General features: G+C 55.7%; 16 protein-coding genes. 8 read left to right on the forward strand and 8 right to left on the reverse strand.

Annotated elements, in window-relative coordinates:
* Positions 1-10 precede the first annotated feature (10 nt).
* Positions 11-1,957: a sensor histidine kinase gene (locus tag CMO10_RS16345; RefSeq protein WP_297024258.1), complete on the reverse strand. Its 1,947-nt coding sequence runs from the start codon at positions 1,955-1,957 to the stop codon at positions 11-13.
* 20 nt (positions 1,958-1,977) lie between these two features.
* On the reverse strand, positions 1,978-4,005 hold the full coding sequence (locus CMO10_RS16350; protein ID WP_297024259.1) for a sensor histidine kinase: 2,028 nt from the start codon (positions 4,003-4,005) through the stop codon (positions 1,978-1,980).
* Between the two features lie 260 nt (positions 4,006-4,265).
* Here CMO10_RS16350 and glmM point away from each other — a divergent pair, with 260 nt between their 5' ends.
* The 4 genes from glmM to CMO10_RS16370 are packed head-to-tail and all read left to right on the forward strand — an operon-like array spanning position 4,266 to position 7,414.
* On the forward strand, positions 4,266-5,615 hold the full coding sequence (glmM, locus tag CMO10_RS16355) for a phosphoglucosamine mutase (protein WP_044828976.1): 1,350 nt from the start codon (positions 4,266-4,268) through the stop codon (positions 5,613-5,615).
* Between the two features lie 48 nt (positions 5,616-5,663).
* Positions 5,664-6,461 (forward strand): bifunctional hydroxymethylpyrimidine kinase/phosphomethylpyrimidine kinase, encoded by a 798-nt coding sequence (gene thiD / locus CMO10_RS16360; protein WP_297024261.1) that lies wholly within the window; start codon positions 5,664-5,666, stop codon positions 6,459-6,461.
* A 50-nt stretch (positions 6,462-6,511) separates the two neighbouring features.
* Complete coding sequence (locus tag CMO10_RS16365; protein ID WP_297024263.1) at positions 6,512-7,054, forward strand: DinB family protein; 543 nt, start codon at positions 6,512-6,514, stop codon at positions 7,052-7,054.
* A 21-nt stretch (positions 7,055-7,075) separates the two neighbouring features.
* Positions 7,076-7,414, forward strand: coding sequence for a hypothetical protein (locus CMO10_RS16370; RefSeq protein ID WP_297024264.1), 339 nt, complete (start codon positions 7,076-7,078; stop codon positions 7,412-7,414).
* A gap of 31 nt (positions 7,415-7,445) precedes the next feature.
* Here CMO10_RS16370 and CMO10_RS16375 read toward each other — a convergent pair whose 3' ends face one another.
* The gene (locus CMO10_RS16375; protein ID WP_044828590.1) at positions 7,446-8,321 is read right to left on the reverse strand and encodes an AEC family transporter; all 876 of its coding nucleotides are present in this window, start codon (positions 8,319-8,321) and stop codon (positions 7,446-7,448) included.
* Between the two features lie 206 nt (positions 8,322-8,527).
* Between CMO10_RS16375 and CMO10_RS16380 the strand changes: the two genes are divergently transcribed.
* A complete protein-coding gene (locus tag CMO10_RS16380; protein ID WP_297024266.1) occupies positions 8,528-9,163 on the forward strand; it encodes a D-glycero-alpha-D-manno-heptose-1,7-bisphosphate 7-phosphatase in 636 nt (211 codons plus the stop codon).
* Positions 9,164-9,196: 33 nt separating this feature from the next.
* On the opposite strand, the gene CMO10_RS16385 is transcribed toward CMO10_RS16380, so the two are convergent.
* Positions 9,197-11,269: a tetratricopeptide repeat protein gene (locus tag CMO10_RS16385; protein WP_297024268.1), complete on the reverse strand. Its 2,073-nt coding sequence runs from the start codon at positions 11,267-11,269 to the stop codon at positions 9,197-9,199.
* A gap of 590 nt (positions 11,270-11,859) precedes the next feature.
* Here CMO10_RS16385 and ilvD point away from each other — a divergent pair.
* Positions 11,860-13,713, forward strand: coding sequence for a dihydroxy-acid dehydratase (gene ilvD / locus CMO10_RS16390; RefSeq protein ID WP_297024270.1), 1,854 nt, complete (start codon positions 11,860-11,862; stop codon positions 13,711-13,713).
* A gap of 77 nt (positions 13,714-13,790) precedes the next feature.
* Here ilvD and ald read toward each other — a convergent pair whose 3' ends face one another.
* Entirely contained in the window at positions 13,791-14,906 is a 1,116-nt protein-coding gene (gene ald / locus CMO10_RS16395; protein ID WP_297024272.1) for an alanine dehydrogenase, read from the reverse strand.
* A 220-nt stretch (positions 14,907-15,126) separates the two neighbouring features.
* On the opposite strand from ald, the gene CMO10_RS16400 reads away from it, so the two are divergent.
* Positions 15,127-15,579: an Lrp/AsnC family transcriptional regulator gene (locus tag CMO10_RS16400; protein WP_249741897.1), complete on the forward strand. Its 453-nt coding sequence runs from the start codon at positions 15,127-15,129 to the stop codon at positions 15,577-15,579.
* Between the two features lie 339 nt (positions 15,580-15,918).
* A complete protein-coding gene (locus CMO10_RS16405; protein ID WP_297024274.1) occupies positions 15,919-16,629 on the forward strand; it encodes a TetR/AcrR family transcriptional regulator in 711 nt (236 codons plus the stop codon).
* A gap of 87 nt (positions 16,630-16,716) precedes the next feature.
* Here CMO10_RS16405 and CMO10_RS16410 read toward each other — a convergent pair whose 3' ends face one another.
* From CMO10_RS16410 to CMO10_RS16420, 3 genes are read right to left on the reverse strand one after another with little or no spacing between them, the layout of a single operon-like run.
* Positions 16,717-17,556 carry an ABC transporter permease subunit gene (locus CMO10_RS16410; protein WP_044828594.1) on the reverse strand — a complete coding sequence of 280 codons (840 nt, stop codon included), beginning with the start codon at positions 17,554-17,556 and terminating at the stop codon, positions 16,717-16,719.
* A complete protein-coding gene (locus tag CMO10_RS16415; RefSeq protein WP_044828595.1) occupies positions 17,553-18,482 on the reverse strand; it encodes an ABC transporter permease subunit in 930 nt (309 codons plus the stop codon). Before CMO10_RS16415 ends, CMO10_RS16410 begins: the two co-directional genes overlap by 4 nt.
* On the reverse strand, positions 18,479-19,645 hold the full coding sequence (locus CMO10_RS16420; RefSeq protein ID WP_297024276.1) for an ABC transporter ATP-binding protein: 1,167 nt from the start codon (positions 19,643-19,645) through the stop codon (positions 18,479-18,481). The genes CMO10_RS16415 and CMO10_RS16420 overlap by 4 nt, the downstream gene beginning before the upstream one ends.
* Positions 19,646-19,942: the final 297 nt, after the last annotated feature.

The following is a 19,942-nucleotide window of genomic DNA, read 5'->3' on the forward strand; positions in this document are numbered from 1 at the left end:
TGTCGGCCGGTTACTCACACGGTAACAGCAGGCAAAGTTCAATGCTCTGCATGCGGCTTTGACGCAGCGTGATCGATCCGCCATGGGCATCGACAATGCGCTGTGAAATATGTAGGCCAAGGGCGCGGCGCAGCGCATGGGTTTCCATATTGCGCCGGAACAGCGCATCGGCGATCAGCCCGATTTCGTCATCATCAAGTTCATCACCATGGCATGGAATGCTGATCTCGACCAGCGTATCGGATTGCCGGTGGACATTGATGTGGATCGGCGCCCCGTGGGCAAAACGCCTGGATGTTTCGATCAGGTTGGTGATCGCAAGCCCCATCAGGGTTTCATCGATATAGACCTCGACGGTTGATGTCCCGTGGGTGCTGACACGCACCTCTGCACCCTCGCGTGTGGTTTGGGCGGCAAATTCCTGCAAGAAGCGGTTCACCGGAACCGTTTCACGCGCCAGCGACAGGTCCTGCGTTTCGATCCCGTCCTTGGTCAGGAAGATATCGACCAATCGCGCCAGTTTCTGCGCCTGTAACTGGATGCGCTGCAGACGTTCCAGAACATCGTCCTTGTGGTTCTTAAGGCGCAGCATCAGCATCTCGGAGGATCGCTGGATCACCGCCAAGGGGGTTCTGAATTCATGTGATAGCATCGAGATCAGTTTGCGCTGTTCTTCGACAAGGGTCGTGGTTTCCTCGGCCTTCTGGGTCACGGTGACCCGTTCCTTGTCCATTCTCGACAGGCGCACGGTCATGATGATGCCCATGCCCACCAGATGGAACAGTAGGGTGAACTGATGCAGGTCAAGTCGAAGTCGGGTTGCCTCGATCACGCCGGAAAGGGCCAGCTGGATCATGATCGCCGCCCCGGTCGGGATGGCCAGCACCACAAGAAACGCCCAATGCTTTGGATTGCGGAAATCCTTGAACGCCCGTCTGAACAGGATCAGGCACATGGTCGCCATGAACAGCGCATGGCTTGGCACGATATAGGTGCCAAAGACCGTATAAAGATCGGTCGCGGCCCCGGCGGCAAAGGCCAGAATGATAAAGCCATAGAGACAACATAACCGATAGGCACGCGGATGGTTCTTGCGTGCCTCGATGATGTAAAGCCACAGGAACACCGTTATCCCGTAGGAAATGATGTTCATCGAACCCAACAAAAAGTCATTCAGCCACGGCGTGTCTGGTTGCACCTCGCTCAGGATCACGCCATTCACAACCGCCGTCGTGGTACCAATCGCACCGACCCAGATGCTGTAAAGAATAACCGCCCGGTCCCCGGCAATCAGGCCAAGCGCCAGATAGGCAATCCCAAGCGTAATAAAGAAGCCAAAGAACACATTGGTCGCCAGATGACGGAACGACAGCGACGTAATCAGTTCCTTGGTCGGCCATAGCGTCATCCAGATCAGATTGGCGCTGTTGCTTTGTGATCGGACATAAAGCCGGTAGTTCCCCGGCACCAGAAGGGGCAGGGCCGCAATATGTGTCCGTCCGCCATACTGCCGTTCGCTGGCCGGGACATGGTCGCCAAGGCGCGTACGCCACATCGGATTGCGCGCCTTGCCCGCCATCAAATACACATCGATATAGTTCAGATAGTTCGGCGCAATCTCAAGCAAGGCCCGCTTGCCGAGCTTGTTCTCCACCGTGAAATCGACCTGATGCCAGATAATCCGGCGTGTATAGCCAAAGGACGGGATGGCGTTTGATCGCTGAAACGACCCTTCGGGCAGTGCCAGAATATCATCAAGCTCAAGCGCGCGGGTTTCATCGGCATAAGACGCCACATAGCGCGTAATCTCGCGCGGCGCTGCAATGTCACCGCTCAAAACCAACCGATCCGGCGTCGTGCTGCTTGTGTTCTCAGCCGTTTGCGCCTGTGCTGCCTGTCCGGGCACCATAAACACCGTCATTGCGATGAACAGCACCGTTAAGGCAAGGTGGCGCATGATTAATCCCGATCTGATCATCATGCCGGGTCCCCATTTCTTGGGGGCTCTGGATAGCCGGTCAGGGACCGGGTGCGGTTTTCATTGGCCCGCAGAACGGTCTTGTCGCGGTCATAGGGCAGCTTGATCAAAATGGTCGTGCCGCCTTCTTCGCCAACACTGACCGAAAGCGATCCGTCATGGGCCTCAATGATCCGGTTGGTCAGATGCAGGCCCAGCCCGACACCCTGTGTTTTTGTCGCATCCTTGCCGCGATAAAAGGCATGCAGAACATTCTGAAGATCGTCGGCGGCAATACCGGGGCCTTCATCGACCACCCGGATATAGACATAGCCATTGGCTTCACGCTCCGCCGAAATCCAAACAGCCGCACCCGGCGCATATTTCCGCGCATTCTCGATCAGGTTGAGCATCGCACGTTCCATCAGGATGCGGTCGATCTCGACAATGGCGGTATCGCATTTGATCAGGCTGATATTCTGGCCGGGCACCTCGCGGTGACGTCGGGCAATCAGATCGCCCAGAAACGCATCAATCGCCACCGCCTCGCGTGTGGTGCCAAATGTCGCGCTATCAAGCGTCTCCTTGGTCAGGAACGCATCAACAAGGCCCGAAAGCTGGCCTGCGTTTGACCGGATGGTGGACAAGCGGTTCAGAACCGCTTCCGGTTCCTTTTGAAGATGAAGGCCAAGGATCTCTGCGGATCGCTGAATGATGGCAAGCGGGGTGCGGAACTCATGCGACAGCATCGTGATGAAGGTACGCTGCTCACTGGCCAGCTGATTGGCCCGCTGGCTCGTTGCCAGGGCATCAACCCGTCGATTGATCAGGCCATAGGTCCGATAGGCCATCGCCATCGCAACCATGACCAGCTGAATAACCGCACTGGTGGAAAAGATGCTGGTTGTGAATTCATTGACGGGCAATTGCCCCATCAAAAGCATCAGATGTGCCATTGTTCCGATGGTCGGAATGCCAAGGGCAATCATCATGAATAATGTCTGCAGGTACTGCTGCTGGTGAAAGCCGCGATAGACCAGATTGATCAAAAGCACTGCCAGAAGAATAACCTCGGGCACAAAGAAAAGCTTGGCATACAGGATGTACAAATCCGATGTGGCGGCAACGAGACCGGCAATTGCCAAAACCGAATAGACGGACATGAAACGGAAAAGCCACCGGTTGGTCTGATCAAGACGGGTAATATAGCTCCACATCATGATCGATGAGCCAAGCGCAAGTGCTGTTCCCGTTCCGGTGACAAAATCCGACGCCAGCGCCCAGACCGGCTTGAAGATCAGCTGCGCATATCCCGTGATCCCGAAATAGATCAGAAACAGCGAAAAGACATAGCCCGCATACCAGATAACCGACCGGTCCCCCGACAGCAGGCCAAAGGTGAAATAAAGCCCGAAGGCAACAATCAGGACACCAAGGCTGGCCCCCTTGATGAAGCTCTCGCTGCCCGATTTCGTTATCAGTAGCGTATCGGGCAGGAGTTCCGCCTCAAGCACATGCGCACTGGTGGTCTTGACCCCGATCACCAGCCAATAGTTGCCCAGTGCCAGTTTCGGCCATTCGGCAACATGCGAAAGGCCGTGCACCTCGTTGCGCGCGGTTTGAACACGGTCGCCGACCCGCTCATACCAGATGATCCGCCGGCCGTCCTCGGAAAGGATGCTCAGGGCAATGTCATTAAGGTAAACCTGCCCGATATCAATAAATGAACTGCTGCCCAGACGATCCGCCTGGTTCACGATCCGGACCGGGGTGCGATACCAGATCGTGCGATCGGTATAGCCGGGGCCCGGTGTCTGATACACTGGGGCAAACTCGATCTCGTCTATCTGGACAACGTCAAACGGGGTATCTGCCTCGCGATCCGTCACCAATCGTTGTAGATAACGATTAAGATCAATGGCTTCGGCTGCGCCGCTTGGCGGCAAGACAAGTATTCGCCCCGGTTCATGGGCAATGCTTTGATTGCCATAAACGGCAAGCAGCCCCGACGTGATTGCCATCAACACCGCCAGAAGGGCTATTTTCAAGCGGATGTTGCGCAAAATTCCCTCGGTTTCAGTCCTTTAAACCATGCACCATGTGATAGCCGGTTTTTGACCGAAGGTCATGGGTTTTATCGGAACAGGACCTTGTTCACCTGTTAACGGATTGGTCGCCAGTTTTCCGCTACAATCCTTGGTGAAATATGCCGATTGCCAGTGGCATTGCGACGTCACTTTGATATAACCGGCAGTCAGATTTGATCGACGGGGCAGCAATGCCCGCAACGCAAGCAGAGACACAGAGTATGAGCCGCAAATATTTTGGCACCGATGGTATCCGCGGAACCGCCAACACGGCCCCGATGACCGCCGAGGTCGCCCTGAAAGTCGGGATGGCCGCTGGCCACTATTTCACCCGTGGTAATCACCGCCACAAGGTCGTGATTGGCAAGGATACCCGACTGTCTGGCTATATGCTTGAACCTGCCCTTGTTGCCGGTTTTACCTCGATGGGAATGGATGTCATGCTGGTCGGCCCGATGCCGACCCCGGCTGTGGCCATGCTGACCAAATCGATGCGTGCCGATATCGGTGTGATGATCTCTGCCTCGCACAACCCGTTTCAGGATAACGGCATCAAGCTGTTTGGCCCCGATGGCTTCAAGCTCTCGGATGAGGTCGAACTTGAACTCGAAGCCCTGATGGAAAGCGATCTGTCGGGCAAGCTGGTTCCGGCAAACACGCTTGGCCGCGCCAAGCGCATTGACGATGCCCCGGGCCGCTATATCGAGGCCGTCAAATCATCCCTGCCGGGCTCGGTCACGCTTGAAGGCCTTCGGATCGTTCTCGATTGCGCTCATGGTGCGGGCTACTCCGTCGCACCCAAGGTCCTGCGTGAACTCGGGGCCGACGTGATTGAAATCGGTACCAGCCCGAATGGTCTTAACATCAATGACCAGTGTGGCTCGACCCATACCAAAACCATGTGTGACCGCGTTCTGGCCGAAAAGGCCGATGTCGGGATTGCCCTTGATGGCGATGCCGACCGCGTTCAGATGTGTGATGAAAAAGGCCAGCTGATCGATGGGGATCAGTTGATGGGCCTTGTCGCCACCCATTGGAAACGCACCGGTCAGCTGCGCGGTAATGCGCTGGTCGCGACCGTGATGTCGAACCTGGGTCTGGAACGCTACCTTGAAAGCAACGATGTCCGCCTGATCCGCACCAAGGTCGGTGATCGCTATGTTGTCGAACAGATGCGCGCCCTTGATTGCAATGTCGGCGGCGAACAGTCCGGCCATATCGTGCTGTCGGACTTCGCATCGACCGGTGATGGCCTGCTGGCGGGTCTTCAGGTGCTGGCCGTTCTTGCCAGCCGCGAAGGCCCGGTTTCGGAACTGAGCCGCGTGTTCGAACCGCTGCCGCAGATCCTTAAAAACGTGCGCTACAGCGCTGGAAGCGATCCGCTGGCGCAAAACAGCGTGATCGAAGCCATTTCCTCGGCCGAGCGCGCCTTTAACGGTGATGGTCGTGTTCTGATCCGCAAGTCCGGTACAGAACCGCTGATCCGCGTCATGGCCGAAGGCGACGACGCGATCAAGGTCGAACAGATCGTTGACGGCATTGTTGCTGAAATCACCGCCGTCGCCGGCTAACCGGGCAGCGTAAAGAAACCTGATATCTGCAGGATAAGGAAGGATCGTATGAAGGGTCGTGTCTTGATTATTGCCGGGTCGGATTGTTCCGGCGGGGCTGGCATTCAGGCCGATATCAAGTCGGTGACCGCTCTTGGCGGCTATGCTGCAACTGCGATCACGGCACTTACGGTGCAAAACACCACCGGAGTCTTCGACGTTCTGGGTATCGATCCCGACATGATCGTCCATCAGGCGACGGTCACGATTGATGATATCGGGGCTGATGCGCTTAAAACGGGTATGCTGCATTCCGTGCCGGTGATTACTGCCGTGGCGGAATTTATCAAATCAAAGGCGACTGGTATTCCGGTCGTGGTCGACCCTGTGATGGTATCGCAAAGCGGTTCGCGCCTGCTTCACGAAGACGCGGTCGAAGCTCTGATCACCCATATGATTCCGCTTGCCAGCCTGCTGACGCCAAATATTCCCGAGGCCGAAGTACTATCAGGTATGAAAATCACCTCTGAAAGTGATATGATTGCTGCAGCGCACAAAATTGGCGATCTGGGGGCAGAGGCCGTCCTGATAAAAGGTGGTCACGCAGACGGGGACAAAATCGTCGATATCTTATGGCGCCGGGATGGCGATGTCGAAGGCTTCGAAGGCACGCGCATTCCGTCTGAAAATAATCATGGTACGGGCTGCTCGCTTGCAAGTGCCATTGCAACCGGGCTGGCTCAGGGCATGGGATTAAGTGATTCCGTTGCCCGCGCACGGGCTTTTGTCCGTGAAGCCATCCGAACCGCGCCAAATTTTGGCAAAGGAAACGGTCCGCTAAACCATGCGCATCCTGTGACCGGTTGAGTTTCTCAACAAGAATGTGACAGGACGCTGAAAGTTGGGACACTTGAGGTATGCCGGGCACATCGTTTTTCCATCAGGCGCGTAACAACGCCTGGTCCAATCACCGTTTGTATGGTGTCTGTCAGAAATTGACGGATGACGAACGCAACACCAAACGAACAGCGTTTTCATCTTCCATTCTTGAAACCCTGAACCATATTCTGACCAATGACTGGTATTATCTTGATGCACTGGTCGGCGGTGGACGTGGTCGGGATTGTCTTGCCAATGAAATGCCGTTTGCAGCCATCGACAAACTGGCCGCTGCCCAGCGTGATACGGACATGCGGCTGATGGCCTTTTGCGAACAACTGAACGACAAGGACGCCATTCGCAGTGTCGAACTGATCCGCGAAGAAGGTAGCAAGACGTTTGAAACCGTGGCGGATATCCTGTCACATCTCTTTGTGTATCAGACCCACCAACGCGGGCAGGTACATGCACTTCTGGCGGTCACCGGTCAGGCGCCGCCACCACTTGATGACTACCATCTTGAATATGATGCACCGATGCCAAGGATCGATTTCTCGGCGCTTGGCCGCAAAGGCGCATAAAGGATACGAATGAATACAAGAATGCTACGGCGCGCAATTCTGGCTGCCGGGATTGCGGCACTGGCGGTGGTTAGTCTGGGCAACCCGCACCGCCACATTGCCGATGTTTTGTGGCCGGATGATGCCGCGCCTTGGGAACATGTCACAGCGGTGTACGTCCCGGATGTCAATCAACCGACCCGGGTCAAGATATCCGAGGCGACCTTTGACGATCTGGCGGACTGCCGCGATCACGTGATGGAACAGGCAGCTGAACATGGCGACCCGGACCTTGATAAGGGCCGATTTGAATGCGCCATCGGATTTTATGCTGACAAGGATGATGGTACAGGCGGCGAATACCGCCTGATCGTCAAGTAAGCTTCGGCTGTGTGCCCTGTGGTGCCTCGGGTTACAGCACGTACCACAGAAGGGCGGGCAGCGCGACGGCGGCCAGGAAGCTTGAGCTGATGACAACACCAGCAACTTCCTCCGGCTCGCGGTTATAAAGCTGCGCAAACAGGTAGCAGAACACGGCAACCGGCATCGAACATTGCAGGATCACAACCCCGCGTTCCATGCCGGTAAGGCCCATGACTTCCGACAGGCCGAAACCAACCCCGAAGCCCATGCCAAGACGAAGCACGCTAAGGGCTGTGCTGCGCGCAAGGCTGACCGGGCGAAGCTTCGCCAGTGACACACCAAGGGTAAACAGCATCAACGGAATGGTCAGCTGACCAATCAGGTTGGTGGTGTTGTAAAGCCATTCCGGCACCGGCGTTTCGGTGGCCAAAAAGCCCGTGGCAATCAGGGTGGCGGGAATGATCGGCATCTTGGCGAGTGACCGGATCGAAAAACTGCCCGATACAAACGCCACACCGACGGTCAGCTGGATCACGACATAGGCGGCAAAGAACGCGACTGAAAGTGCAAGCCCTTCCTGCCCATAAGCCAGCATACAAAGCGGCAAGCCAACGTTACCGACATTCGGCCAGGTCAGCGATTGCAGATAGGTACGCGGTGACAGGTTGAAAACCTTAAGAACCGGCCAGCCGATCAGGGCGAAAATCACGTTCGCGGCAAGGGCGGCTGTCCCCATCAGAACCAGCGTATCACCGCCAAGCTCGACCGTTGCAAGGGCTGCAAAGGTCAGACACGGCGTTGCGAAATAGGTGACAATGGATGTGACAAGGTTGGTGTCAAAATGCTTGCCGGCGCGGGCCCAGAAATATCCCAGTCCGGTGGTGATAAAAACCGGGGCCAAAATCGCAAAAATATCGGCAAACATAGAACGTTATTCCTTGAAGGTCTTATTATCGTGAGGCGTGACTTGCAGGGAAATTGTCACGTCTTCCGGTTGCTCTGCAAGTGAATAATGGTAATACCAATTTCTTTTTCGCGCTGCAGAAAAATGCGGCCGGACCTGTGAAGCCTTGCTTTTGCAAATGGCTTTGCGCCATTGTTGGCAAAATTTGACCATGCAAAAGGCCCCTGATGACCGGCTCTGTCCATCAATCTGTCAAACGTCACCTGATCGATCCGGCCCCGCGCTTTCGCGATCAACGCCATCCGGTTCCGGCCGTGTTTCTGGACCGCGACGGCGTGATTAACGAAGAAGTCCATTATCTTTCGGACGTTGCCGACCTCAAACTGATCAAGGGGGCCGGGGAGGCGATCAAGCGCCTCAATGACGCGGGGCTCCCGGTGATTGTGGTGACCAACCAGTCCGGTGTCGCACGCGGCTACCTTGCCGAAGATCAGCTGCTCGAAATCCACAAGGCGTTGGTGGCCCAGCTTTCTGATCACAACGCATCGGTGCAGGGCATCTATTATTCGCCCTATCATCCAACCGGGCAGGGCGATTACGGCCGCGAAAGCACATGCCGCAAACCCGAACCGGGCATGCTTTTGGCATCTGCTGAGGACTTTGCCATCAGTCTGGCTGAAAGCATTCTTGTCGGGGATCGCATCAATGATATCCGCGCCGGGCATCGGGCCGGTGCGCGCGCCATCATGGTCAGAACCGGCCACGGGGCCAAGGAAGCCATCCTGCCCGAAGCTCAAGAGGCCGATTTCATCGCCGATGATCTGTCAGCCGCCGTCGATCATATCCTGAGCAACTTGCCCTAGGCAGGCCAATATCCGCTCGGAAACTCTTTTGGCCTAGCGCGCACCAAGGCACCAGTTCTGCCACATCTCGCGGCAGGCTTCCTCGAACTCTGCCGCGACGGCCGGACCGTGGAAGGCACGGCTGCCACGAATGCGGTCGCGCATGTTCTCGCGAATGCTGGCCAGCGCCTTAAGGTCGGATGCCAGCATGATGCATTTATCGACATAGCCCTTTTCGGTTTCGGCACACAGCGCACCAAGCCCGATATCGCCAAGCACCGCCAGACCAAGCCGTGAACCCGGCCGATCATCAGCCAGCGACACAAACGGAATGCCAAACCACAGCATCTCGTAATAGTTCTCAAGGCTGATGGCGGGAAACGGTGCCAGCCCGATATCAATCTGGGCATAAAGGCTTGCGCGATCCTGTGGTTTTACCCTTCCTGCAAGATCAAGTCGGTCGCGTTTGATCCCGGCTTGGCGGGCGCGATCAAGGAACGTCTTGGCAGCATAGGAATCCTCAAGCACATCATCCTGAATGACAATGCGGCTGTTGCTGACCTTATTGAGGATCCGCGCAAAGCAATTCAGCGTTTCGTTGCTGATATTGGCCAGCCGGTCAATGCAGCCAAACCGGATGATTTCAGTACCAATCGCGGCCGGAAGCGGCGCCAGTGGCAAGGCATCATCAAGCTCTGCCGGAAGATAGGGGCCAAGCGCCAGCGGATAGGGGCGCTCGGAAAACTTCTTGTTATCAGCAAGATCACCGCCAAGCACATCCTTGTGCCCGATCAGGTAATCCATTTCCGCCATGCCTGTGGTGATCGCAGAAAGGCTGGCCTGCACCGGGGCGGCCTTAAGCGCAAAAACCTCGATCGGTTGGGTCGGGTGGATGCCACAGACATCAATCAGGATATCGACCTTGTCCTTGCGGATGCGATCGGCAATCTGCATCGGGTCCTGCCCGCATACCTCGCGCCAGCCATCTGCCATCACCTGCCATTGGCGCGTGACATCATCCGGGCGCGGGGTTGCGGAATATAAAAACAGCTCGATCTCATGCCGGTTCAGATGACGCGCAAGCGCACTCAACAGCCCGAAGGACGGATGCTGACAGAAGAACGGCGAAATCCACCCGATGCGCAGGCGCTTGTCCGACTGGCGGCTATTGCCAAAGGCCGGAAGGGCCGCAATCGGCATATGATGCTTGGCCCATTCCTTGGCTGCCTTGGCATGCGTTGCGCCGTCGGTGGTATCAAGCTTGGCACGCGCCCGGATCAATAATGCATCCGCCGTCGCATTGTCCGGGGATGTCTCAATCAGACTGGTAAGTGTCTTGATCGTACTATCAAGGTCGCCGCAGCGCAGGGTGATGTCGGCCAGAACCAGATCAATATCGCCGGTTTCCTTGGTCAGGCGGCGCGCGGTTTTTAAAATCGCAACCGCCTTGGAATATTGCCCCTGATGGGCAAGCGACTGTCCAAGTCCGCGCAGGCCAGCAACATATTTCGCATCAATGCTCAGCGCACGCTGATAAAGGTTCTGCGCAAGTTCCGGATAGCCAAGCCGTAAAAAGGCCGATCCCACCCGGCAAATCATTTCTGGCGAAATGCCGGCGGCCTCGGCGGCATGTTCAAGCGACTTAAGCGCTGCTTCTTCCTGTCCCAGATCATGCAAGGTCTGCCCGAACAGCAGCAATCCTTCGTAATGATTGGGTTTAAGGCCAAGTAACCGTCCCAAAAGATCCATCGCCTGACCAAGATGGCCGCGCGGAATTTCAAGTCGGGCAAGGTGATAAAGCGCGGTGGGGAAATCCCCATGGTAACTCAGCGCCTGCTTGAACTGGTCAATCGCCTTGTCGATTTGCCCGGAGCTTTCCAGCGCGATGGCATAATTGCATCGCACTGCCGGGTTGGCGGCAAAGCTCGACAGGCAGTTCTCAAAAAGCTCAAGCGCCTCGCGGTGGCGGCCAAGCCCGGTCAGAAGGGTGGCAAGAAGATGCTCGACCTCCGCATTGCCCGGTGACATGGCAAGGGCAGCGCGATAGATTTTCTCGGCTTCTTCGGGGCGATTGCCCTCATGCGCAGTCAGTCCACGACGCAACAGTGTCTTGAGTTGGTCGGACATGGATGTGCGGATCTCCACCTGATGGTCTGGATAAGGGATTGAACCCAAGCAGTTCTTTCCCTGACATTAAAGTGTTCAGAGCATCCTTTAAAGCGCGCAGTTACAAGATGGTGGTTTCCGGCCCGAAATCCGGGCAAAAAAGAACCCCGAACCTGTATGAGGGTCCGGGGTAAGAATGGGAGTGGGAGAATCGCCTGGCGGCGATAATCCTCCTTAAAGTATTTGTTGTTTGGCTAAAGGTCGCCTATCCAATGGTATGGTTTTTTGGATATTAGGGATAGGTTTTGGAGCCAATTATGGCAAAACCTGTGAATTGGGTCACAAAGGCGCGCCATCGCACTGGTAGAAGCCTGATGACATGCAAACTCTGCGGGTAGAAACCATCGCCCAAAATGCGTCGCAGACCCGTGGTCGATTTCACTGTCGTGTAGCAATCGTACCGTATGACGGAATTTGGCGACATTTTCAGGCAAAAAACTGTCAAAGCGCGCGAATACTGTGCTAGAACGCAGTCATATATAGAGGGCACCGGGCTTCGGTTCTGGCGCCCGCAAGAAACGCCACCAGTGATGTAAAGAGAGGTTCCTTCCATGCCGGAATATCGGTCCCGTACAACAACACACGGCCGCAACATGGCAGGTGCGCGCGGCCTTTGGCGCGCCACTGGCATGAAAGATGAGGATTTCGACAAGCCGATCATCGCGGTCGTCAACAGCTTCACCCAGTTCGTGCCCGGACACGTGCACCTCAAGGACCTCGGTCAGATGGTCGCACGCGAGATCGAGGCATCCGGCGGCGTTGCCAAGGAATTCAACACCATTGCGGTTGATGACGGTATCGCCATGGGGCATGACGGCATGCTCTATAGCTTGCCGTCGCGCGAAATCATCGCCGATTCCGTCGAATACATGGTCAATGCCCATTGCGCCGATGCGATGGTCTGCATTTCCAACTGTGACAAGATCACCCCGGGCATGTTGATGGCTGCAATGCGCCTGAACATCCCGTGCGTCTTCGTCTCCGGCGGCCCGATGGAGGCCGGCAAGGTCATCCTCGATGGCAAGGAACATCACCTGGATCTGGTCGATGCCATGGTGCAGGCCGCTGATCCGAAAATCTCGGACGAACAGGTCAAAACTGTTGAACGTTCGGCATGCCCGACCTGTGGTTCATGCTCTGGCATGTTTACCGCCAACTCGATGAACTGCCTGGCCGAGGCCCTTGGCCTTGCCCTGCCGGGTAACGGTTCGGTGCTGGCAACCCACGCGGCGCGTAAGGAACTCTTCCTTGAAGCGGCCCGCACCTCGGTTAAGCTCGCACGCCGTTATTACGAAGAAGAAGATATCGGTGCGACCCCGCGCGGTATCGCAACGTTTGAAGCATTTGAAAACGCAATGGCACTTGATATCGCCATGGGCGGCTCGACCAACACGGTCCTGCACTTGCTTGCCATCGCCAAGGAAGCCGAAGTCGACTTCACCATGGCCGATATGGATCGCCTGTCGCGCAAGATCCCGTATCTGTCGAAGGTCGCGCCGAACCATCCGATGTTCCACATGGAAGACGTCCATCGTGCCGGTGGCATCATGCGTATTCTGGGTGAACTCGAACGCAAAGGTCTGCTGCACACCGATGTGTCGACCGTGCATTCGAAAACCATGGCCGATGCCCTGGAAAAATGGGACATCAAGCGCACCACCAACGAAGCCGTGCACAAGTTTTTCCGTGCGATGCCCGGTGGCGTGCCGTCGCAAACCGCGTTCAGTCAGGAACGCTATTGGGACGACCTTGATCTTGATGAAAAAGAAGGCTGCATTCGCGACGTCGAACATGCCTATAGTCAGGATGGCGGTCTTGCCGTTCTGTTTGGCAATCTGGCCGCCAATGGCTGTGTAGTCAAAACCGGCGGTGTCGATGAAAGCATCCTGAAATTTACCGGCCCGGCCGTGATCTGCGAAAGTCAGGACGAAGCTGTTGCCAAGGTTCTTGGTGGCGAGGTCAAGGAAGGCGACGTGGTCGTCATCCGCTATGAAGGCCCCAAAGGTGGTCCGGGCATGCAGGAAATGCTCTATCCGACCAGCTATCTGAAATCGATGGGTCTTGGTAAGGCTTGCGCGCTGGTCACTGATGGTCGCTTCTCGGGCGGGACGTCGGGCCTTTCGATCGGTCACGTTTCCCCCGAAGCTGCCGCTGGCGGTGACATTGCTCTGATCGAGCCGGGCGACATGATCGAAATCGACATCCCGAACCGTTCGATCAAGATCGCGGTCGACGACGCGACCTTGGCGGCCCGCCGTCAGGCGATGGAAGCCAAGGGCCCCGAAGCATGGCGTCCGGCCAAACCGCGTAAACGCAAGGTCTCAACCGCCCTTCGTGCCTATGCCGCCATGGCCACCAGTGCCGATCAGGGTGCGGTGCGTGACGTCACACAGGTCGAATTCTGATCTGATATCTGTTTTGCAGACAACCAAACAAAAAGGGCGCCATCTGGCGCCCTTTTTTCATGATCGGTTTTGGGCCTTCAGGCCAGCGCGCTTTCCAGCGGCAAGTGATCATAACCCAGCGCATCAGCCACGGCCTTATAGGTGATCTTGCCTGCATGGACGTTGAGGCCTGCTGCCAGATGCGGATCATCCTGACAGGCTTTCTTCCAGCCCTTGTTGGCAAGGGCCAGCGCAAAGGGCAGGGTGGCGTTATTCAGCGCAAAGGTCGATGTGCGCGCAACGGCGCCCGGCATGTTGGCCACGCAATAATGCACGACATCATCGACGATATAGGTCGGATCGGCGTGCGTCGTTGCCTTGGACGTTTCAAAACATCCGCCCTGATCGATCGCGACATCGACAATCACCGATCCCGGCTTCATGCGCGATAGCTGCTCTTTCTTGATCAGTTTGGGGGCGGCTGCCCCCGGAACCAGAACCGCACCGACAACCATATCGGCCTCAAGCACGTAGGCCTCGGTATCATCGATGGTGGCATATTGCGTTTTGATGCGCGGGCCATACAGATCATCCAGATAGGTCAGACGTTTGACGTTTTTATCAAGAATGATCACATCCGCCCCCATGCCTGCGGCAATACGCGCCGCATTGGTGCCGACAACGCCGCCGCCAATGACAACGACCTTGGCCGGGGCCACACCCGGCACACCACCGAGTAGCATACCCCGTCCGCCATTGGCTTTCTGAAGGGCCGCCGCACCGACTTGCGGCGCCATGCGCCCGGCAACTTCCGACATCGGCGCCAGAAGCGGCAGGCCACCGGATCGGTCGGTCACGGTTTCATAGGCAATCGCTGTCACACCGGATTTGACCAAACCGGCCGTCTGATCCGGGTCCGGTGCCAGATGCAAATAGGTAAACAGCAACTGACCTTCGCGGAGTTGCTCATACTCGACCTTCTGCGGTTCCTTGACCTTGATGATCATTTCCGCACTGGCAAAGATTTCCGAAGCCGTGCCGGCAATAGTTGCGCCAGCAGCAACATAATCCTCATCGGCAAAGCCGATCCCGGCACCGGCCAGGGTTTCAACCTGAACCTTATGGCCATGGGCGACGAGTTCGCGGACCGAGCTTGGTGTCAGTCCGACGCGATATTCATGGTTTTTGATCTCTTTTGGAACACCAATCAGCATGTCGTTTTCTCCCGACAATAACGGTGGCAATCGGGGGAACTCCACGGCGTTTCCGGGGATTCCCGGGCGGTTAGAACGTGCTGCCGCCTCTTTTGTCATTATTCTTGAATGATACCCTAAAAATTGGGCAATTAATCTTCAATTCAAGGGGCATTTGATGGTATCATTGCTATATAATTCAACAGAAAGACGGTGACGTCGGAGGATTGTTCGAATGGAGATGGACGAACGAGATCGGATGATTCTGCGTTTGCTGCAGAAAGACGGTCGCATCAGCAATGCGGAACTCGCTGAAAAGGTAAACCTTTCGGCCTCTGCCTGCCTGCGGCGTGTGCGGCTGCTTGAAGAAGCCGGCTTCATTGATCACTACACCATGCTTCTCAATCCCGCCCGGATCGGCAAGCCGGGCAACGCGTTCGTCAATATCGCAATCACCCGCCAGACCCGCGAGGCACTCGAAACCTTTGAAAAGGAAATTCAAAAGGTTCCCGAAGTCGTCGAATGTTATTTGCTGGCCGGGCAAAGCGATTATCTCGTCCATGTCGTCTATAGCGACACGGCCGACTACGAACGCATCCACAGCGAAGTCCTGACCCAGCTGCCCGGCGTCGAACGCGTCCAGACCGTCATCACGCTGCGCGAAGTCAAACGTACCACCGAACTGCCGGTTTAAACCCGCGGTCACTGGCAGGGGGCAGGTATTTCACGATACGGAATGACCCGGTGTAATGCAGTGTTCATTGGCACACGGTCAGTATCCCAGTGGTTGCGGGGCTGTACGACTCGAAAGAAAATCTGTACGAATTTAGGGAATTTGTTCAGGAACGAATGTTCCGATTGATTGTATGTGACCGGAATTCACCTAAGAACGTAGGTGTTTGGTGGCTAAAAAGCATGAATTTTCAAGGGTTCATGAATTTTATCCATTTATTCCAAACCTGCAGTTTGACTTTTAGGTGAATTACAATGCAATAATATGCCCGGGGAAAATACGTTGGGGGAAGTTAATCAAATGGAACAAGACAATCTTGTTCGTGCTCGTAGTCACGAGCAGAAACTAAAACGTCGTGCCGATATTCTGGAAGCTGCACGCAAGCTTTACATGGAAGGCGATGGTACGTTGCCGTCGGCTGCTGAAGTTGCGCGCAAGGCCAATCTCGCCAAAGGCACGCTTTACCTTTATTTCTCAAGCAAGGAAGCACTGTTCCTTGAAGTGCTGCGTCACTTCCAGAAAGAGTGGTTTGAGAACAATCTCGATGTCATTGATCAGGAAGCCCTGCGTCGGCCGGAAGAACGGGACTCAACCCGTGTCGCCCGCCAGTTTGTGCGGTATCTGGTCAAGAACGAGAAGTTCCTGTATCTCGCCTCGCTGTCGCAAGGCGTTCTGGAATCCGGCTCTGACGATGAAATGGTCGTCAATCAGCGCCGCTTCCTGGCATCCATGGTCAAACGTACCGCCGATGCCCTGGCAGAGCTTTATGAAATCACGCCGGAAGACGCTAGCAAGCTGATGCGCTCATCCTATGCGCTGGTGCTTGGCCTGTGGCAGATGTCGCAGTTGCCTGACCGTGTCAAAAAGCTCATGGAGCAGAACGCGCTCAACAATCTGATCATCGATTTCGAAGAAGCCGCCGAAGAAGCCGTTGTCTCCTATTGGCAGGTTTCCGCACCGGGCATGCATTGCCGTGAAATGATGCGCCGCGCGGCCGAGACGGATAGCTGATCACAAGGCTCTAATAGCCCAAACAAAAACAGCGCCGGATGATATGTCCGGCGCTGTTTTTTTATGTCTTATGCCTGTGTGGGGGCTTTAAGGCTGTGCCTCGGCCCCGGCGGATGCCCGACTGCGCATCCGCTCGGACCGCAGGATCATCAGGCTGGCAATCACGATCATCACCGACACTGCCAGAATGATCAGGGTCGCAAGCGCATTAATCTCGGGCGAGACACCAAGACGCACCGACGAGAACACCTTCATTGGCAGTGTCGTCGAGCCCGGACCGGCAACGAAGCTTGCAATCACAAGGTCATCAAGCGACAGCGTGAAGGACAGAAGCCAACCGGCAAGCAACGCCGGCAGGATCATCGGAAGGGTGATGACAAAGAAGATCTTGGCAGGCTTGGCGCCAAGGTCCATTGCCGCTTCCTCGACCGAGGTATCCATCCCGGACAAGCGCGACTGCACGACAACCGCGACATAGGCCGCACAGAAGGTCGTATGCGCAATCGTGATCGTCGAAAGACCACGACCAGCTGGCCAGCCAATCATTTGTTCCAGTGTCACAAACAACAGCAGAAGCGACAGACCGGTAATGACTTCCGGCATGACAAGCGGGGCGGCAATCATGCCCGAAAACAGGGTGCGTCCCTTAAACCGGCCAAAGCGTGACATCACAAGCCCGGCTGGTGTGCCAAGGGCAAGCGCAAGGGTGGCTGACATCACCCCGATCCGCAGGCTGTTCCAGGCGGCATCAATCATGCCGTCATTGGAAAACAGCGACACATACCACTTGGTCGAAAAGCCCGCCCAGACGGTCACCAGCTTGCCCTCGTTAAAGGAATAGATGATGACAAGCAGGATCGGCACATACAGAAAGGCAAAGCCAAACACCAAGGCCGAAATCAGGAAGGTTGAACGTTTGCTGCTCATTGCTGGCCTTCCTCCTGCTTGGTCTGGATATGCTGGAACCACATGATCGGTACGACAAGGAACAGCAGCATCGCAATCGCCACCGCCGATGCAATCGGCCAGTCACGGTTGGCAAAGAACTCGTTCCAAAGCGTTCGGCCAATCATCAGCGTGTTCGGGCCACCCAGAAGTTCCGGAATGACGAACTCGCCAACCGCTGGAATAAACACCAGAAGCGATCCTGCCAGAATGCCCGGCATCGACAGCGGCAACGTGATCTTGGCAAAGGCCTGCCAAGGCTTGCAGCCCAGATCAAGTGCGGCCTCGACCAAACTGACATCCATCTTTTCGAGCGTGGAATAAAGCGGCAGGATCATGAAGGGCAGGTAGGTATAGACAATGCCGACATAGACCGCGAATTCGGTCTGACGCATGATTAGCGGCTCGGAAATGATCCCGGCCCACAGCAGGAACGCGTTGATCAGCCCTTCACGATCAAGAATGCCGATCCATGCATAAACACGGATCAGGAAGCTGGTCCAGAACGGCAGAATCACAAGCATCAGAAGCACACTGCGCATCGATCCTTGCGCGCGCGCAATGCCATAGGCCATCGGATAGCCGATCAGAAGCGTGATGATGGTCGAAATCGCCGCAATCCGGATCGAGTTCAGATAGGCCGTGGCATAAAGGCTGTCGGAGAGCAGGAACAGATAGTTCCCGAAATTAAGTGTGATCGTGATGCCTTCATCAATCCATTCGAACAGCGACGTGTAAGGCGGCTGCGCATATTCAGCCATGGAGAAACTGATCTTGAGAACGATCAGGAACGGCACAAGGAAGAACAAAAACAGCCAGAAATACGGAATGCCGATCACCAGCACCCGGCCATGTTTGATCATCCAGCGATCAAATTTTTGCTTTAAGCTAAGCTTGTCACTGCTCATTTGTTCAGAACCGAAGCAGCCCCGGCCTCCCACGATACCCAGACCGTGTCTTCCCACGTATAGCGTGGCTCGATCTGGCGGGTGGAGTTCGGCTCGGTCACCTTGATGCGTTTGCCGCTCTCAAGGCGCACGTGATAGGTCGAAATACCGCCAAGATAGCCGATCTCTTCAACCTTGCCCGACACGCAATTGTATTTGGCATCTGCGGGCGCTTCCTTGGTGATGCGCAGGCGTTCGGGGCGAAGGGCTGCCCAGAATGTCATGCCCTGATGGCCCTGAACCGCATGGTCGATATAGATATCGCAACCGGCTTCTTCGGATTTGATGACAGCATATTTTTCGTCATCATCAACGAGAACGCCTTCGATCAGGTTGACCTGACCAAGGAAGTTCGCGGTGTAGCGGCTGTTGGGATATTCATAAAGTTCGAACGGGGTGCCGATCTGGTTGATCACCCCCTCATTCATCACGGCAATGCGCGATGCCATGGTCATGGCTTCTTCCTGGTCATGGGTCACCATGACAAAGGTGGTGCCGACCTTTTCCTGAATATTGACCAGCTCGAACTGGGTCTGTTCGCGCAGTTTCTTGTCAAGCGCACCCAGCGGTTCATCAAGCAACAGTACCTTTGGCCTTTTGATAAGCGAGCGCGCAAGCGCCACACGCTGGCGCTGACCACCCGAAAGCTGATGGGGTTTGCGCTTGGCAAATTTGGTCATCTGCACAAGGCCAAGCATCTCGGCGACCAGTTCCTTGATCTCGCTGCGAGAAACGCCGTCCTGGACAAGGCCGAAGGCAACATTCTGCTCGACGCTCATATGCGGGAACAGGGCATAGGACTGGAACATCATGTTGGTCGGGCGCTCATAGGCCGGAACACCGGCCATATCGACGCCATCGATATAAATCTTGCCCGATGTCGGTTCCTCGAACCCGGCCAGCATGCGCAAAAGCGTGGTTTTGCCGCAGCCCGATCCGCCCAGAAGGGCAAACAATTCGTGGCGATAGATATCAAGGGAAACATCATCGACGGCATAGAAGTCGCCGAATTTCTTGGTCACATTCTCAAAGCGGATATAGGGAACCGCGTCCGGATTGTTCCAAGGTTGCGTCTTGTGCACATCCTCGTGCACGCGCTCCAAAACCGCCTCTGACACCAGCATTCTCCCCTTGTTCAATGTCAAGATGAACCGATTAAATCAGACGTCAGCCCCTGATGACCTGATGTGCACTCTTTTAGTGGTGCAGCATTGCTGAAAGGTCGGTTCTTCCTGATAACAGGATGAACCATTTCTGCAATCTGTAAAGAGGGGTGTGCGATATTTTGAACATCCATCGCCATTTGATGCCTAAATCGGCAGTAAATCGGCATGGAGTGTTCAGAAAATGTGCAATCGGGTGCGGAGTCGTAGTTGCTGAAGTGGTGTCACCCACAACCAAACAACTTGCCAGTGCGCGAG

This window comes from Thalassospira sp. (assembly GCF_002709775.1).
Taxonomy (GTDB): domain Bacteria; phylum Pseudomonadota; class Alphaproteobacteria; order Rhodospirillales; family Thalassospiraceae; genus Thalassospira.

Coding starts and splice junctions, on each gene's coding strand:
- thiD (WP_297024261.1), top strand. CDS start 5,664: ATGAAGGGTCGTGTCTTGATTATTGCCGGGTCGGATTGTTCCGGCGGG.
- CMO10_RS16385 (WP_297024268.1), bottom strand. CDS start 11,269: ATGTCCGACCAACTCAAGACACTGTTGCGTCGTGGACTGACTGCGCAT.
- CMO10_RS16375 (WP_044828590.1), bottom strand. CDS start 8,321: ATGTTTGCCGATATTTTTGCGATTTTGGCCCCGGTTTTTATCACCACC.
- CMO10_RS16420 (WP_297024276.1), bottom strand. CDS start 19,645: ATGCTGGTGTCAGAGGCGGTTTTGGAGCGCGTGCACGAGGATGTGCAC.
- CMO10_RS16380 (WP_297024266.1), top strand. CDS start 8,528: ATGACCGGCTCTGTCCATCAATCTGTCAAACGTCACCTGATCGATCCG.
- ilvD (WP_297024270.1), top strand. CDS start 11,860: ATGCCGGAATATCGGTCCCGTACAACAACACACGGCCGCAACATGGCA.
- ald (WP_297024272.1), bottom strand. CDS start 14,906: ATGCTGATTGGTGTTCCAAAAGAGATCAAAAACCATGAATATCGCGTC.
- CMO10_RS16365 (WP_297024263.1), top strand. CDS start 6,512: ATGCCGGGCACATCGTTTTTCCATCAGGCGCGTAACAACGCCTGGTCC.
- CMO10_RS16415 (WP_044828595.1), bottom strand. CDS start 18,482: ATGAGCAGTGACAAGCTTAGCTTAAAGCAAAAATTTGATCGCTGGATG.
- CMO10_RS16345 (WP_297024258.1), bottom strand. CDS start 1,957: ATGCGCCACCTTGCCTTAACGGTGCTGTTCATCGCAATGACGGTGTTT.
- CMO10_RS16370 (WP_297024264.1), top strand. CDS start 7,076: ATGCTACGGCGCGCAATTCTGGCTGCCGGGATTGCGGCACTGGCGGTG.
- CMO10_RS16400 (WP_249741897.1), top strand. CDS start 15,127: ATGGACGAACGAGATCGGATGATTCTGCGTTTGCTGCAGAAAGACGGT.
- CMO10_RS16410 (WP_044828594.1), bottom strand. CDS start 17,556: ATGAGCAGCAAACGTTCAACCTTCCTGATTTCGGCCTTGGTGTTTGGC.
- glmM (WP_044828976.1), top strand. CDS start 4,266: ATGAGCCGCAAATATTTTGGCACCGATGGTATCCGCGGAACCGCCAAC.
- CMO10_RS16405 (WP_297024274.1), top strand. CDS start 15,919: ATGGAACAAGACAATCTTGTTCGTGCTCGTAGTCACGAGCAGAAACTA.